Source organism: Pantoea sp. X-Soil-OKNW-713 (assembly GCF_059730685.1).
Genome location: NZ_AP035995.1, coordinates 1658550 through 1674018 on the forward strand (window position 1 = coordinate 1658550; position 15469 = coordinate 1674018).

General features: G+C 54.6%; 17 protein-coding genes. 15 read left to right on the forward strand and 2 right to left on the reverse strand.

All coding sequences use genetic code 11. The annotated features are described in order from the left end of the window. Nucleotides 1–347: 347 nt before the first annotated feature. Nucleotides 348–1304 (forward strand): 23S rRNA pseudouridine(955/2504/2580) synthase RluC, encoded by a 957-nt coding sequence (rluC, locus tag AC6I8R_RS07630; protein WP_021185597.1) that lies wholly within the window; start codon nt 348–350, stop codon nt 1302–1304. Nucleotides 1305–1315: 11 nt separating this feature from the next. Here rluC and AC6I8R_RS07635 read toward each other — a convergent pair whose 3' ends face one another. After that, complete coding sequence (locus AC6I8R_RS07635) at nt 1316–1900, reverse strand: Maf family protein (protein WP_021185598.1); 585 nt, start codon at nt 1898–1900, stop codon at nt 1316–1318. 140 nt (nt 1901–2040) lie between these two features. Here AC6I8R_RS07635 and yceD point away from each other — a divergent pair, with 140 nt between their 5' ends. The 14 genes from yceD to ptsG all read left to right on the forward strand — a co-directional run bounded on the left by yceD (nt 2041) and on the right by ptsG (nt 14275). Beyond that, nucleotides 2041–2562 carry a 23S rRNA accumulation protein YceD gene (gene yceD / locus AC6I8R_RS07640; protein ID WP_021185599.1) on the forward strand — a complete coding sequence of 174 codons (522 nt, stop codon included), beginning with the start codon at nt 2041–2043 and terminating at the stop codon, nt 2560–2562. Nucleotides 2563–2576: 14 nt separating this feature from the next. After that, nucleotides 2577–2747 carry a 50S ribosomal protein L32 gene (gene rpmF, locus AC6I8R_RS07645; RefSeq protein ID WP_013508656.1) on the forward strand — a complete coding sequence of 57 codons (171 nt, stop codon included), beginning with the start codon at nt 2577–2579 and terminating at the stop codon, nt 2745–2747. A gap of 26 nt (nt 2748–2773) precedes the next feature. Continuing rightward, complete coding sequence (plsX, locus tag AC6I8R_RS07650) at nt 2774–3814, forward strand: phosphate acyltransferase PlsX (RefSeq protein WP_021185600.1); 1041 nt, start codon at nt 2774–2776, stop codon at nt 3812–3814. Next, nucleotides 3815–4768: a beta-ketoacyl-ACP synthase III gene (locus tag AC6I8R_RS07655; protein WP_021185601.1), complete on the forward strand. Its 954-nt coding sequence runs from the start codon at nt 3815–3817 to the stop codon at nt 4766–4768. Nucleotides 4769–4783: 15 nt separating this feature from the next. Further along, nucleotides 4784–5716, forward strand: coding sequence for an ACP S-malonyltransferase (gene fabD, locus AC6I8R_RS07660; RefSeq protein WP_415175162.1), 933 nt, complete (start codon nt 4784–4786; stop codon nt 5714–5716). Nucleotides 5717–5726: 10 nt separating this feature from the next. Then, nucleotides 5727–6461 (forward strand): 3-oxoacyl-ACP reductase FabG, encoded by a 735-nt coding sequence (gene fabG, locus AC6I8R_RS07665; protein ID WP_021185603.1) that lies wholly within the window; start codon nt 5727–5729, stop codon nt 6459–6461. A 153-nt stretch (nt 6462–6614) separates the two neighbouring features. After that, entirely contained in the window at nt 6615–6851 is a 237-nt protein-coding gene (gene acpP / locus AC6I8R_RS07670; protein ID WP_021185605.1) for an acyl carrier protein, read from the forward strand. Between the two features lie 87 nt (nt 6852–6938). Then, nucleotides 6939–8180 carry a beta-ketoacyl-ACP synthase II gene (fabF, locus tag AC6I8R_RS07675; protein WP_497830481.1) on the forward strand — a complete coding sequence of 414 codons (1242 nt, stop codon included), beginning with the start codon at nt 6939–6941 and terminating at the stop codon, nt 8178–8180. Nucleotides 8181–8300: 120 nt separating this feature from the next. Then, nucleotides 8301–9116, forward strand: coding sequence for an aminodeoxychorismate lyase (pabC, locus tag AC6I8R_RS07680; RefSeq protein ID WP_021185607.1), 816 nt, complete (start codon nt 8301–8303; stop codon nt 9114–9116). After that, nucleotides 9113–10132 carry an endolytic transglycosylase MltG gene (gene mltG, locus AC6I8R_RS07685; RefSeq protein ID WP_208725249.1) on the forward strand — a complete coding sequence of 340 codons (1020 nt, stop codon included), beginning with the start codon at nt 9113–9115 and terminating at the stop codon, nt 10130–10132. Before pabC ends, mltG begins: the two co-directional genes overlap by 4 nt. Then, nucleotides 10122–10757 carry a dTMP kinase gene (gene tmk, locus AC6I8R_RS07690; RefSeq protein WP_021185609.1) on the forward strand — a complete coding sequence of 212 codons (636 nt, stop codon included), beginning with the start codon at nt 10122–10124 and terminating at the stop codon, nt 10755–10757. The genes mltG and tmk overlap by 11 nt, the downstream gene beginning before the upstream one ends. Next, nucleotides 10754–11743 (forward strand): DNA polymerase III subunit delta', encoded by a 990-nt coding sequence (gene holB / locus AC6I8R_RS07695; protein ID WP_497832079.1) that lies wholly within the window; start codon nt 10754–10756, stop codon nt 11741–11743. The genes tmk and holB overlap by 4 nt, the downstream gene beginning before the upstream one ends. Before the next feature lie 18 nt (nt 11744–11761). Further along, nucleotides 11762–12553 (forward strand): metal-dependent hydrolase, encoded by a 792-nt coding sequence (locus AC6I8R_RS07700; protein WP_021185611.1) that lies wholly within the window; start codon nt 11762–11764, stop codon nt 12551–12553. A 288-nt stretch (nt 12554–12841) separates the two neighbouring features. Then, nucleotides 12842–14275: a PTS glucose transporter subunit IIBC gene (ptsG, locus tag AC6I8R_RS07705; protein WP_021185612.1), complete on the forward strand. Its 1434-nt coding sequence runs from the start codon at nt 12842–12844 to the stop codon at nt 14273–14275. Between the two features lie 49 nt (nt 14276–14324). Here the strand turns inward: ptsG and bglB are convergent, their stop codons facing one another. Further along, entirely contained in the window at nt 14325–15464 is a 1140-nt protein-coding gene (bglB, locus tag AC6I8R_RS07710) for a beta-galactosidase BglB (RefSeq protein ID WP_497832080.1), read from the reverse strand. Between the last annotated feature and the right edge of the window lie 5 nt (nt 15465–15469).

Consider the following 15469-nt stretch of genomic DNA (forward strand, 5'->3'; position numbering starts at 1 on the left):
TCGTCCTGGCTGCAACCCGCAGCCCGCTAAGTGCCTGATTTAACATTACGTCTTACGCCATTGCTGCGTGTCCGTTTAATCCGGCAAAATGACTTATTTCGCTCTTTTTTCTGCCTGAATCTTTCCAGGACAGAAACCCCTGCATTATTCCATTGCTCACCAACATATAGCAAGGCGACTTTTGCCGAGCTGTGAAGTTTATTCATCCTTAACCTGTTCATTTGCAGGGGTTATCATCGCATTGTTGAAAAAGTCAGCATTTCGACTCTTTAGCGCCGCGACAACCAGAGAGTTAAGCACAGAAAAAGGGGTGGCGCTATCCGGGGACACTATTTAGAATCGCCGCCATGAAAACTGAGAATCCCGGCGTACAATTTGTCGCCATTACGGCTGAAAATGCCGGACAACGTATCGATAACTTTTTGCGCACCCAATTGAAGGGTGTGCCGAAAAGTATGATTTATCGCATCCTGCGTAAAGGGGAAGTGCGGGTAAATAAAAAACGCATCAAACCTGAATATAAGCTGGAAGAGGGCGATGAGATCCGTATTCCACCCGTACGGGTTGCGGAACGTGAAGAGCAGACTGTCTCGCCGAAGCTGGAGAAAGTGGCTTCACTGGCTGACGCCATCCTGTATGAGGATGATTATCTGCTGGTCCTGAACAAGCCTTCCGGCACCGCCGTACATGGCGGCAGCGGTTTAAGTTTTGGCGTAATTGAAGGCTTGCGTGCGCTGCGCCCGGAAGCGCGTTTTCTCGAATTGGTGCATCGTCTCGATCGCGACACCTCGGGTATCTTGCTGGTTGCGAAGAAACGCTCGGCACTGCGTTCCCTGCACGAACAGCTTCGCGACAAAGGCATGCAAAAAGATTACCTGGCGCTGGTGCGTGGCGACTGGCCATCCCACCTGAAAGTGGTACAGGCACCGTTGCTGAAGAATATCCTGCAAAGCGGTGAGCGCGTGGTGCGCGTCAGCGCGGAAGGTAAACCTTCGGAGACACGGTTTAAAGTGGAAGAGCGTTTTGGCTTTGCCACCCTGGTAAAAGCCAGTCCGGTCACTGGCCGCACCCACCAGATTCGTGTGCATACCTTACATGCGGGCCATCCCATCGCGTTTGACGATCGTTATGGCGATCGGGAATTTGAACGCCAGCTGGCACCGACCGGACTTTCCCGTCTGTTCCTGCATGCGGCGGCGTTGACGTTTACCCATCCCAATACCGGTGAGACGTTACGGATGGAAGCGCCGCTGGACGGCGCTTTGAAGCATTGCCTGTCGCAGTTACGCCAGAAAAAGGCGTAACGTCACGGGCATCAACACAAGGGGTTGATGCCCGCTTCTCGTAACATCCCATTCAACGCAATCAGCGGCAATCCAATCAAAGTATTGGGATCGCGTCCTTCCAGCCGTTCAAACAGACAAATACCAAGGCCTTCGCTTTTGAAGCTGCCTGCACATTGCAGTGGCTGTTCTTTGGCAACGTATCCGGCAATTTCGGCTGCACTCAGCGTGCGAAAATGGACGGTGAAAGGTTCACAGCAGAGAAATTGCTGCCCGCTTTGCGGTTGGATGAGCGCCAGGCCGGTATAGAAGGTGATGGCTTTACCACTGGCGGCAGAGAGTTGCCTGCGCGCGTTTTCTTCCGTGTGCGGCTTACCGGTGATCTGTCCGTCCAGCACGCAGACTTGATCGGAACCGATGATCCAGCGATCCGGATAGTCGGCCGCCAACGCCCTGGCTTTCGCCAGCGCGAGGCGTTGTACCAACGCATCTGCCGCTTCGCCGGGCTGCGGCGTCTCATCGGTGTGCGGTGCCGCGCAGAGAAAAGGCAGGCCAAGCTTACTTAATAAAGCCTGGCGGAAGGGTGAGGTTGAAGCTAAAACCAGCGATGTCGTCATTTTTTTGCAGAATAGATAGCGTAAAGGAGACAGTCATTTTAAACTGTGCGCCGCACTGGATGCGACTAACGGGTGAAAGATGCTGTAAAACGGCCTTTTTCTTTGACTCTATGACGTTACAAAGTTAATATTCGCGCCCTATGCAAAAGGTAAAATTACCCCTGACGCTCGATCCGGTACGCGCTGCGCAAAAACGCCTTGATTATCATGGTGTTTATTCGCCTGAATTGGTGGCGCGCGTGGCCGACTCGGTCGTGAGTGTGGACAGTGATGTGGAATGTGCCATGTCGTTTGCGGTTGACAACCAGCGCCTCGCGGTTCTGCAAGGAACAGCGGATGTGCAGGTTACGTTGTTATGTCAGCGCTGCAACCAGCCGTTTCCGCATCAGGTTCACGTAAGCTATTGCTTCAGTCCTGTCTCTACTGAAGAGCAGGCCGAAGCACTGCCGGAAGCCTACGAACCGATCGATGTCGATGATTTTGGCGAAATCGATCTGTTGGCGGTGATTGAAGATGAAATCATCCTCGCACTGCCGGTGGTTCCGGTGCATGATTCTGAACACTGTGAAGTGTCCGACGCGGACATGGTTTTTGGTAAGTTGCCTGAAGAGGCAGAAAAACCAAATCCATTTGCCGTATTAGCCAGTTTAAAGCGTAAGTAATAGGAGTAAGGTCCATGGCCGTACAACAGAATAAACCCACCCGTTCTAAGCGTGGTATGCGTCGTTCTCATGATGCTCTGACCACCACCACTCTGTCTGTAGATAAAGTTTCTGGCGAAACTCATCTGCGTCACCACATCACTGCGGATGGTTACTACCGCGGTCGCAAGGTTATCGCTAAGTAATTCTTGCGGTTACGCAAGGCGATACTTTGACACGTTTGACCCTGGCGATAGATGCCATGGGCGGGGATTTCGGTCCCTGCGTGACAGTGCCTGCAGCCTTGCAGGCACTGGCCTCTCATTCGCACCTGGTTCTCCTTCTGGTCGGTAATCCCGACACAATCATGCCATTACTTGCCAAAGCGGATTCCTCTGTAGCGGGGCGTGTGCAGGTGATCCCTGCCGAATCGGTTATTGCAAGTGATGCCAGACCCTCACAGGCGATTCGTAACAGTCGCGGCAGTTCCATGCGTATCGCATTGGAGCTGGTGAAAGAGGGTAAGGCACAAGCCTGTGTCAGCGCGGGGAACACCGGCGCGCTGATGGGGTTAGCCAAATTGTTGCTCAAGCCGCTGGATGGCATTGAGCGCCCGGCGCTGATGACCGTTCTGCCACATCAGCAGCACGGCAAAACGGTGGTGTTGGATTTGGGCGCCAACGTAGAGTCCGACAGTGAAATGTTGGTGCAATTTGCGGTGATGGGTGCGGTGGTAGCCGAAGAAGTGCTTGCCATTAACCAGCCGCGCGTTGCGTTGCTCAATATCGGCCAGGAAGAGACCAAAGGTCTGGAAGCCATCCGCACAGCAGCGGCGGTGCTGCGGGAATCCCCGCAGATCAACTATATTGGTTACCTTGAGGGGAATGATCTCCTCACCGGCAAAACGGATGTGCTGGTTTGCGATGGCTTTGTTGGCAACGTCACGCTGAAAACGATGGAAGGTGTGGTAAGAATGTTTCTTTCGCTGCTTAAATCGTCAGGGGAAGGAAAAAAACGGGCCTGGTGGCTGAAGTGGCTGGGGCGCTGGATCCAAAAGCGTCTGGCGAAGCGTTTCGGTCACCTCAACCCCGACCAGTATAATGGCGCTTGTCTGTTAGGATTGCGCGGAACGGTGATCAAGAGCCACGGCGCGGCGAATCAACGTGCGTTTGCCGTAGCGATAGAACAGGCAGAGCAGGCGGTGCGGCGGCAAGTCCCGGAACGGATTGCTGCGCGCCTGGATACTGTATTAGCCAGGAGTGACAAAGCGTAGATGTTTACCAAAATTCTCGGTACGGGCAGTTATTTGCCCAGCCAGGTACGTACCAACGCGGATCTGGAAAAAATGGTGGAAACTTCGGACGAGTGGATTGTCACCCGTACCGGCATCCGTGAACGCCGCATTGCTGCGCCGGATGAAACTGTCGCCACCATGGGCTTTTCGGCAGCACAGCGCGCGCTGGAAATGGCGGGCGTTGCGGCGAGTGACGTGGGTCTGATTATTGTGGCGACCACCTCTTCCAGCCACGCATTCCCAAGCTCAGCCTGCATGATCCAGCAAATGCTGGAGATCAACGACTGTGCGGCGTTTGACCTTGCAGCCGCGTGCGCAGGTTTTACCTATGCCCTGAGCGTAGCCGATCAGTACATCAAAAATGGCGCAGTGAAACATGCGCTGGTGATCGGTGCGGATGCACTGGCACGTACGCTCGATCCCGCCGATCGTGGCACCATTATTCTGTTCGGTGATGGCGCGGGTGCGGTGGTTCTGGGCCAGAGCAGCGAACCGGGCATTCTTTCTACCCATCTGCATGCGGATGGTCGTTACGGTAAACTGCTGACGCTGCCATATCAGGACCGCGAGCAGCAGGATCAACCTGCTTACCTGACGATGGCAGGCAACGAAGTCTTCAAAGTGGCGGTTACTGAACTGGCGCACATTGTGGATGAAACCTTGCAGGCCAACAATCTCGATCGCGAAATGCTCGACTGGCTGGTGCCGCATCAGGCTAACCTGCGCATTATCAGCGCCACGGCGAAAAAACTCGGTATGGGCATGGACAAAGTGGTGGTGACGCTGGATCGTCACGGTAACACCTCTGCGGCTTCCGTACCCAGTGCGCTGGATGAAGCGGTACGTGATGGTCGCATCAAACCGGGACAACTGATTCTGCTGGAGGCCTTTGGTGGTGGTTTCACCTGGGGTTCCGCGCTGGTTCGCTTTTGATTACAGGAACGAATGATGACGCAATTTGCTTTTGTGTTCCCCGGACAGGGATCACAGACTGTGGGCATGCTGGCTGACCTGGCCACTGAATACCCGCAGGTAGAGGCTACTTTCCGTGAAGCTTCAGACGCACTGGGTTATGACTTATGGCAGTTGGTTCAGCAGGGGCCTGCTGAGGAACTGAACAAAACCTGGCAGACACAGCCCGCGTTGCTGGCGGCTTCAGTTGCGATTTATCGCGTCTGGCAGAGCAAAAATGCGCCTCAGCCTGCCATCATGGCCGGCCACAGTCTGGGTGAATACTCGGCGCTGGTTTGTGCGGGCGTACTGAATTTTGCCGATGCCATTAAACTGGTTGAGCTGCGTGGCAAACTGATGCAGGAAGCGGTGCCGGAAGGCACTGGCGCGATGCAGGCGATTATCGGTCTTGATGATGCCGCCATTCGTAAAGCCTGTGAAGAGAGTGCGCAAGGCCAGGTGGTGTCGCCGGTTAACTTTAACTCGCCGGGCCAGGTGGTGATTGCGGGTAACAAAGAAGCCGTTGAGCGTGCAGGCGCAGCCTGTAAAGCCGCAGGGGCGAAACGTGCGCTGCCGTTACCGGTCAGCGTGCCATCTCACTGCGCGCTGATGAAGCCAGCGGCAGAGAAACTGGCGGTGGCACTGGAAGCGATCAACTTCAATACCCCGTCAGTCCCGGTGGTTAACAACGTTGATGTTCAGTGTGAAACCTCAGCCGAGGCGATTCGTAGCGCGCTGGTGCGTCAATTGTACAGTCCGGTACGCTGGACAGAAGCGGTTGAGTTTATGGCCGCGCAAGGCGTGACTCAGTTGCTGGAGATTGGTCCGGGTAAAGTGCTGACCGGTCTCACTAAACGTATTGTTGATACCCTGACCGCAGCCGCAGTGAACGATCCTGCTTCATTGACTGCTGCGCTTAGCCAGGAATAAGAGGAAAATCATGGGCTTTGAAGGTAAAGTTGCGCTGGTTACCGGCGCGAGCCGCGGTATCGGTCGCGCCATTGCGGAAACGCTGGCGGCACGCGGTGCCAAAGTGGTGGGAACTGCCACCAGCGAGAGCGGCGCGGAGGCAATCAGTGCTTACCTCGGCGACAGCGGTAAAGGTCTGCTGTTGAACGTGACCGATCCTGCTTCCATTGAGAGTGTGCTCGAGAAAGTACGCGCAGAATTTGGCGAAGTGGACATTTTAGTCAATAATGCAGGCATTACGCGTGATAATTTACTGATGCGCATGAAAGACGATGAATGGGCGGATATCCTCGATACCAACCTGACATCAGTTTTCCGTCTCTCGAAGGCGGTTATGCGTGCCATGATGAAGAAACGTGTGGGCCGTATCATTACCATCGGTTCTGTAGTTGGAACCATGGGTAACGCGGGCCAGGCAAACTATGCAGCAGCAAAAGCAGGTTTGATTGGCTTTAGCAAATCACTGGCGCGAGAAGTCGCGTCCCGTGGCATTACCGTAAACGTCGTGGCTCCGGGCTTTATTGAAACGGACATGACGCGTGCACTGAACGAAGATCAGCGCTCGGGCATTCTGGCGGAAGTTCCAGCAGGTCGCTTAGGTGATCCGCAGGAAATCGCCAATGCTGTTGCATTCTTAGCCTCTGACGAAGCCGCCTATATCACAGGTGAGACGCTACACGTCAATGGCGGTATGTACATGGTCTGATAATCACGAAATAATTTGCATTATTCGCGGTAAAAACCGCAGAATAGCGTAAAATCGTGGTTCGACCAGCCGGGATTTTGTTGCATCTTTTTCAACATTTTATACACTACGAAAACCATCGCGAAAGCGAGTTTTGATAGGAAATTTAATAGCATGAGCGACATTCAGGATAGAGTTAAGAAGATCATCATCGAGCAGTTGGGCGCGAAACCGGAAGATGTGACTAATGAAAAGTCTTTCGTTGACGACCTGGGTGCTGATTCTCTTGACACCGTTGAACTGGTTATGGCTCTGGAAGAAGAGTTCGATACCGAGATTCCAGACGAAGAAGCTGAGAAAATCACTACCGTTCAGGCAGCGATCGACTACATCACTAGCCACCAAGGCTAATGAATATCCTTCAGGCGGTCGCTCGACCGCCTGAGTTTTATAGTTTGTCCCACATAGCTTTTTTTTATCCCTCCCTGGAGGACGAACGTGTCTAAGCGTCGTGTAGTTGTGACCGGTCTTGGCATGTTGTCTCCTGTCGGCAATACCGTAGAGTCTACCTGGAGTGCTCTCCTTGCCGGTCAGAGCGGCATTACCCTGATCGACCATTTTGATACCAGTGCCTATGCAACACGTTTTGCAGGTTTGGTAAGAGATTTTGATTGTGATGAATTCATCTCGCGCAAAGATCAGCGCAAGATGGATGATTTCATCCAATATGGCATCGTTGCTGGCATACAGGCTATGCAGGACTCCGGTCTGGTCGTAACTGAAGAAAATGCTGGTCGTTTTGGTGCGGCGATTGGTTCCGGCATCGGCGGATTGGGTTTGATTGAAGAAAACCACTCCTCGCTGGTCAATGGCGGCCCACGCAAAATCAGCCCGTTCTTTGTGCCTTCTACCATTGTAAACATGGTCGCGGGTCATCTTACGATTATGTATGGCCTGAAAGGTCCGAGCATCTCTATCGCCACGGCCTGTACTTCGGGTGTACATAACATTGGTCATGCGGCACGCATCATTGCTTACAACGATGCCGATGTCATGCTGGCCGGTGGTGCAGAAAAAGCCAGTACCCCTCTGGGTGTCGGTGGCTTTGGTGCAGCGCGTGCGCTCTCCACCCGTAACGATAATCCGCAGGCGGCAAGCCGTCCGTGGGACAAAGATCGTGATGGTTTTGTGCTGGGTGACGGTGCAGGCATTGTGGTGCTGGAAGAGTACGAGCACGCGAAGAAACGCGGTGCGAAGATTTATGCTGAAATTGTTGGTTTCGGCATGAGCAGCGATGCTTACCACATGACCTCACCGCCGGAAAATGGCGCAGGCGCGGCGCTGGCTATGGTCAACGCTCTGCGTGATGCACAGTTGAATCCGGAACAGATCGGTTACGTCAACGCGCATGGCACCTCAACGCCAGCCGGTGATAAAGCGGAAGCGCAGGCGGTGAAATCGGTCTTTGGTGCGGCAGCCAGCTCTGTGATGGTCAGCTCAACCAAATCGATGACGGGCCACCTGTTGGGTGCTGCGGGCGCGGTAGAATCTATCTACTCAATCCTGGCATTGCGCGATCAGGCAATTCCACCGACCATCAACCTCGATAACCCTGATGAAGGCTGTGATCTGGACTTTGTGCCACACACGGCGCGTCAGGTGAGTGGTCTGGAATACACGCTGTGTAACTCCTTCGGTTTCGGTGGAACCAACGGTTCACTGATTTTCCGCAAAGTGTAAGTCACATCGTTCCAGACAGAGGCCCGCAATGCGGGCCTTTTTTATATTTTGTCACGCAGTTGCATAGAATCTTACGGCCTTCAATGCTATTCAAAGCAAGGTCAATTGATTGGGGTCGTTATGATGTGGATAAATGGCGCAGAACAGACGCAACTGACCGCGCGCGATCGGGCGGTGCAATTCGGTGATGGCTGTTTTACCACGGCGGCGGTGCAGCAGGGAGAGATCCAGCTGTTTGCGGCGCATTTGCAACGTCTGAAACAGGGTTGTGAGCGGTTGCTGATGGCTGAACCTGACTGGCAGCAGCTCGAAGCGGAAATGCGCGTTGCCGCGCACAACCAACAACAGGCGGTGTTAAAAGTCATATTGACCCCAGGCGCAGGTGGACGTGGTTATAGCCGTGCAGGATGCAGCGCCCCAACACGTATTCTCTCACTTTCCCCCTGGCCGCAGCATTATCAGTCGCTACAACAGCAAGGCGTACGTCTGGTAACCAGCCCGGTGCGACTGGGGCGTAACCCGCTGTTGGCGGGGATCAAACACCTCAACCGGCTGGAGCAAGTGCTGATTCGCCATCATCTTGACCAGACCGACGCCGACGAGGCGCTGGTGCTTGACACTGAGGGGACGGTGGTGGAATGCTGTGCGGCCAATTTATTCTGGCGTGAGGGCGACACCGTCTTCACGCCGCGACTTGAACAGGCTGGCGTTGCCGGGATTATGCGGCGTTATCTGATGGCGCAGATGGCAGCCGCAGGTCAGGATTGTCAGTTGATTGATGGCAGCAGAGAGAGGCTACTTGCCGCAGATGAAGTGGTGATATGCAATGCTCTGATGCCAGTTTTACCCGTGCGTAGCATTGACGACATTACGTTTAGCGCACGTTCGCTGTACCAGCAACTGCTCGCCAGTTGCCAGAAAATGGAAGCATCATGACTCGAATGAAAAAAATTATCGCCGGCGCCACGGTGATTATTGGCCTCGCTGCGGCCTTTAGCTATTGGCAGATTGAACGTTTCGCCGATACACCTTTGACGTTGCACCAGGAAACCATTTTCACCTTGCCAGCGGGCACTGGCCGGGTGGCGCTGGAAGCGCAACTGGAGAGCGAACATGTTATCGCGCCGAGCCTGTGGTTTGGTCCCTTATTAAAGCTGGAGCCGGAACTGGCGCGCTTTAAGGCCGGGACTTATCGACTGGAAAGCAATATGACCGTCCGTCAATTGCTGGAATTGCTGGCGAGTGGTAAAGAAGCGCAGTTCCCGGTCCGTTTTGTGGAAGGTTCTCGCCTCAAGGAGTGGCTGGCGCAGTTGCGTGCCGCACCTTATCTCAAGCACACCCTGAAAGATGACCAGTTCGCGACGGTGGCTGCGGCACTGAAACTCGATGCTAACCAGCTTGAAGGCGGATTCTATCCCGATACTTATCTGTATACCGCCAACACCAGTGATGTCGCGTTGCTGGAGCGCGCCCATGCGCGGATGAACAAACTGGTGGATGAGATCTGGCAAGGTCGCATGGATAATCTGCCCTATAAAAAGGAGCAGGATCTGGTGACGATGGCGTCGATCATCGAGAAAGAAACCGGCGTCAGTGAAGAACGTGCACGCGTCGCCTCGGTGTTTATCAACCGTCTGCGGATTGGCATGAAGTTGCAGACCGATCCCACGGTGATTTATGGCCTGGGTGATAACTACACCGGTACTATCACACGTAAAGATCTCGACACGCCAACCGATTACAATACCTATACCATCAGCGGTATGCCGCCGGGGCCGATTGCGATGCCGGGCCGGGCTTCACTGGAAGCGGCAGCACACCCGGAAAAAACCAATTACCTCTATTTTGTTGCGGATGGCAAAGGTGGTCACACCTTCACCACCAATCTGGTCAGCCATAATAAAGCCGTGCAGGCGTATCGGCTGGCAATGAAGGAAAAAAATGAAAAGTAAGTTTATCGTCATTGAAGGCCTTGAAGGGGCGGGCAAAACCACCGCGCGTGATGCGGTGGTCGAGGTACTGCGCGAGCAGGGCATTGATGATCTGGTGTTTACCCGTGAGCCGGGCGGCACGCCGCTGGCGGAGCAGTTGCGCGTGTTGGTAAAGCAGGGCATTGATGGCGAGCAGGTGACGGACAAAGCCGAATTGTTGATGTTGTATGCGGCACGCGTGCAACTGGTGGAAAACGTGATCAAGCCAGCGCTGGCACGGGGTGCCTGGGTGATCGGCGACCGTCATGATCTCTCGTCGCAAGCCTATCAGGGCGGAGGGCGTGGCCTCGACACGCAATTGATGACGACGCTGCGTGATGCGGTGCTGGGCGAGTTTCGCCCGGACTGCACGCTGTACCTCGACGTCACACCGGAAATTGGTTTGCAGCGTGCGCGTGCGCGCGGTGAACTAGACAGGATTGAACAGGAATCGCTGCGCTTTTTTGAGCGCACCCGCGAGCGTTATCTGGCCCTGGCGGCCGAGGATCCAACCATTATCACCATCGATGCCACTCAAACATTGCCGCAGGTGACCGCGTCAATCAAAGCGGCGGTGCAGCGCTGGCTGGTGGGTCAGACGGCATGAACTGGTATCCGTGGCTGAATCAACCCTATCGGCGCATCATTACCCGGCATCAGAGCGGCCAGGCGCACCATGCGCTGCTGATTCAGGCGATTGAAGGGATGGGTGATGATGCTCTGGTATGGGGTGTCAGCCGCTGGCTGATGTGCCAGCAACCGGAAGGGTTGAAGAGTTGTGGACACTGCCACGGCTGTCAGTTGATGCAGGCGCAGACGCACCCGGATTGGTATCGACTCGAAGCCGAAAAAGGCAAATCCTCGTTGGGGATTGATGCAGTGCGTGATGTGACGGAAAAACTCTACCATTTTGCCCAGCAGGGTGGGGCCAAAGTGGTGTGGTTGCCGGATGCGGCGCAGTTGACCGAAGCGGCGGCCAATGCCTTGCTGAAGACCCTGGAGGAGCCACCCGCCAATACCTGGTTTTTCCTCAGTACCCGCGAACCCTCGCGTCTGCTCGCCACGCTGCGTAGCCGTTGTATGACCTGGCATCTGTCGCCACCCGATGAAATCCACAGCCTGCAATGGCTGCAAAAGCAGATTTCGCAGCCGGAAGAGACGTTGCGTGCGGCGTTGCGTTTAAGTAATGGTGCGCCTGCGGCGGCGTTTACCTTGTTGCAGCCTGAGCGCTGGCAGACCCGCGAGACGTTGTGTAATGCGCTGGCGGGTGCGTTGCAGCAGGACATCCTGCAACTGCTGCCATGCCTGAATAGCGATGACGTTGCTGACCGTCTCGCCTGGCTCCTCTCGTTGCTGGTCGATGCGATGAAGGTGCAACAAGGCGCGAGTCGCTGGCTGAGCAATGGCGATCGCCCCGATGTGGTGACGTTACTGGCGCAGCAATTAAACAGCAACGCCCTGAATGCCAGCGTGCAGTTGTGGATGCAGTGCCGCGAGCAACTGCAACAGGTGGCGGCGCTCAATCGTGAATTAATGTTGACCGATCGCCTGTTGAGCTGGAGTCGTCTGCTCAGCCCGGCCACCTTCGGATAACGCTAAAAAGAGAGAAGTATGTTTATTGTTGATTCCCACTGCCATCTCGATGGCCTGGATTATGAAAAGCAGCATCGTGACCTGGATGATGTGATCGCCAAAGCGGCGGCACGCGATGTGAAATTTATGCTGGCAATTGCCACCACCTTACCGGATTACCACACCCTGAAAGCGCTGGTGGGTGAGCGCGACAACATTGCGCTGGCCTGCGGGGTGCATCCGCTTAATCAGGAAACGCCGTACGATGTTGAAGAGTTTCGTCGTCTGGCGGCGGAAGATCAGGTGATCGCGTTAGGTGAAACCGGCCTCGATTATTTCTATCAGCAGGAAACCAAAGCGCAGCAGCAGGCTTCATTCCGTGAGCATATCCGTACCGGGATCGCGCTGAACAAGCCGATTATCGTGCATACCCGCGACGCGCGTGAAGACACGCTGGCAATCCTGCGCGAGGAACAGGTGGAGAAGTGCGGCGGCGTGTTGCACTGTTTCACCGAAGATCGGGAAACGGCAGAGAAACTGTTGGATATGGGCTTCTATATCTCCTTTTCCGGAATTTTGACGTTCCGTAACGCCGAGCAAATCCGCGATGCGGCGCGTTATGTGCCGCTCGACCGGATGCTGGTCGAAACCGATTCACCTTATCTGGCACCGGTGCCGCATCGTGGCAAAGAGAACCAACCGGCGTTTACCCGCGATGTCGCTGATTATATGGCGGTACTGAAGGGCGTCGATATTGAAACGCTGGCAGCCGCAACCACCGAGAATTTCTCCCGCCTGTTTCATGTCCCGATGAGCCGCTTGGGCGGTTAAGACACTTTATTTCAAACTCTGTAATTAATCAGAAATTCATCAGACTGGCTGTGCCTGAAAGGGCACAGCCAGTCATTTATTGTCGTAAATAGCAGCAAGTCAGTCAGAATTACCTGAAAGCCGAACAGTGGCATGAGCGAAACGTGATAGCCGTCAAAGTAAGAAAATTCTATTTATTTTACTCTTCGTAATAAATCAAAAGACGCTCAGCGTCATCCCGGTAGAGGGTCCTCCCCCCTCTGCCACGCGCACTGCGCGAAATGCACTCATACTCAGGAGCTTCACGCTATGTTCAAGAACGCATTTGCGAACCTGCAAAAGGTAGGTAAATCGCTGATGTTACCGGTGTCGGTATTGCCGATCGCCGGTATTTTATTAGGTGTTGGTTCTGCCAACTTCAGCTGGTTACCTGCGGTGGTATCGCATGTGATGGCCGAAGCTGGCGGTTCGGTGTTTGCCAACATGCCGCTGATTTTTGCCATCGGTGTGGCGCTTGGCTTTACCAACAACGACGGCGTCTCTGCGCTGGCGGCGGTGGTGGCTTACGGCATTATGGTGAAAACCATGGCAGTCGTGGCCCCGTTGGTGCTGCATCTGCCTGCGGCTGAAATCGAGGCGAAACATCTGGCCGATACCGGCGTACTCGGCGGGATTATCGCCGGTGCGATCGCGGCGTATATGTTTAACCGCTTCTACCGTATCAAGCTGCCGGAATACCTTGGCTTCTTTGCCGGTAAACGCTTTGTGCCGATTATCTCTGGCCTGGCGGCTATCGTACTGGGTGTGCTGCTGTCCTTCATCTGGCCACCGGTGGGTACCGCGATTCAGGACTTCTCGCAATGGGCTGCTTATCAGAACCCGGTGGTTGCTTTCGGTATCTATGGCGTGGTTGAACGTGCGCTGGTGCCGTTTGGTCTGCACCATATCTGGAACGTACCTTTCCAGATGCAGATTGGTGAATTCACCAACGCGGCAGGCCAGGTGTTCCACGGTGACATTCCGCGCTATATGGCCGGTGACCCGACTGCGGGCAAACTGTCTGGCGGCTTCCTGTTCAAAATGTATGGTCTGCCAGCCGCTGCTATCGCTATCTGGCATTCAGCTAAACCAGAAAACCGCGCCAAAGTGGGCGGTATCATGATCTCCGCTGCGCTGACCTCGTTCCTGACCGGTATCACCGAGCCGATCGAGTTCTCCTTTATGTTCGTGGCACCGATCCTGTATGTGATTCACGCCATTCTGGCTGGTCTGGCATTCCCGATCTGTATTCTGCTCGGTATGCGTGATGGCACCAGCTTCTCTCACGGTCTGATCGACTTTATCGTGCTGAGCGGCAACAGCAGCAAAATCTGGCTGTTCCCGATTGTCGGTATCATCTACGGTCTGATCTACTACACCGTATTCCGCGTGCTGATTGCCAAGCTGAACCTGAAAACGCCGGGTCGTGAAGATAACGCCGTTGAGCAGAGCAGCGCGACCGGTAGCGAAATGGCGGGTAAATTGGTTACTGCATTCGGTGGTAAAGAGAACATCACTAACCTTGATGCCTGTATTACCCGTCTGCGCGTCAGCGTGGCTGATGTGGGCAAAGTTGACCAGACTGAACTGAAAAGCCTCGGCGCGCGTGGCGTGGTGGTGGCAGGTTCCGGTGTTCAGGCGATTTTCGGCACCAAGTCCGATAACCTGAAAACGGAAATGGATGACTATATCCGTAATATGTAATCACTCCGACGAGTGATAAACAACGGCCCCCAATTTGGGGGCCGTTTTGTTATAAGTACACCCGTAAATACTCTGTCAGGCACAGCAGCGCCATCGCCTGACCATAAGGCATCGACGTCAGGGGCACCTGACGGTAATAGTCCAAATCGTTACCCATCGCTGTACCAAACGACACCTGCTTCAGCTCGCCATCGTCATCAATATTGGCAATCACGCCACGTAACGCCTTTTCTGCGACAGGCAAATAGTCGCGTGAAAGATAGCGTTTGCGCACCGCTTTCAGGATGCCATAGGCAAAACCGGCAGTGGCGGAGGCTTCAGGGTAACTGTGTGGATCGTCCAAGAGGGTATGCCACAGGCCGCTGCTGTGCTGGCAGTCGGCCAGCGCTTTGACCTGGCTTTCCAGCACATGAAGCAGGAAACGACGTGTGGCGTGCTGCTCAGGCCAGTTCATCAGTTCGAGGAAATCCGGGATGACAATGGTGACCCAACTGTTGCCGCGCGCCCAGCGCGCGGCGGCAAAATTGTGGCGACCGGCGAAATTCCAGCCGTGGAACCATAAACCGGTCTGACGATCCATCAGGTATTGGGTATGGAGAAGAAACTGGAAACTCGCTTCTTCAACAAATTCCGGCCGTTCCAGCAACTGACCAATCTTCGCCAGCGCCATCACGCTCATCATCAGGGTATCGTCCCACAACTGCTGGGTATTTTCGTTGTTATAGACGATGTGCTGCAATCCACCGTTTTCGGTACGCGGCATCTCATACATCACCCATTCCGCCCAGCGCTCCAGTACCGGTCGCCAGGCTGCATTGCCCGTCTCTTCATAGCGGTATGCCAGCGTCAAAAACGGACAGACGGTGTTGACGTTCTTGGTGGGGGTGCCTTCTGCCAGGCGGGTGCTGAACCAGTCATCGATGATCTGCAACGTGGCCTGGTCGCCTGTCTGCTGATAAAAATGCAGCATGCCATACAGCCCGATACCGTGCGTCCACTCCCAACCTGCCCAGCCTTTGGTATCAATTACGCGGCCATCATCGAGGCGCAGCAGAAATTCACCGCTTTCGTCGCGGATATTGACCAGATTCTGCGTTAACTGATGGATCAGCTGCACCAATTCCTTACGCGGCAGCAGATACTCGGGCTGACGTAACAGGTCGCTATGTTTTACCGGAAATACGGTCATGATCT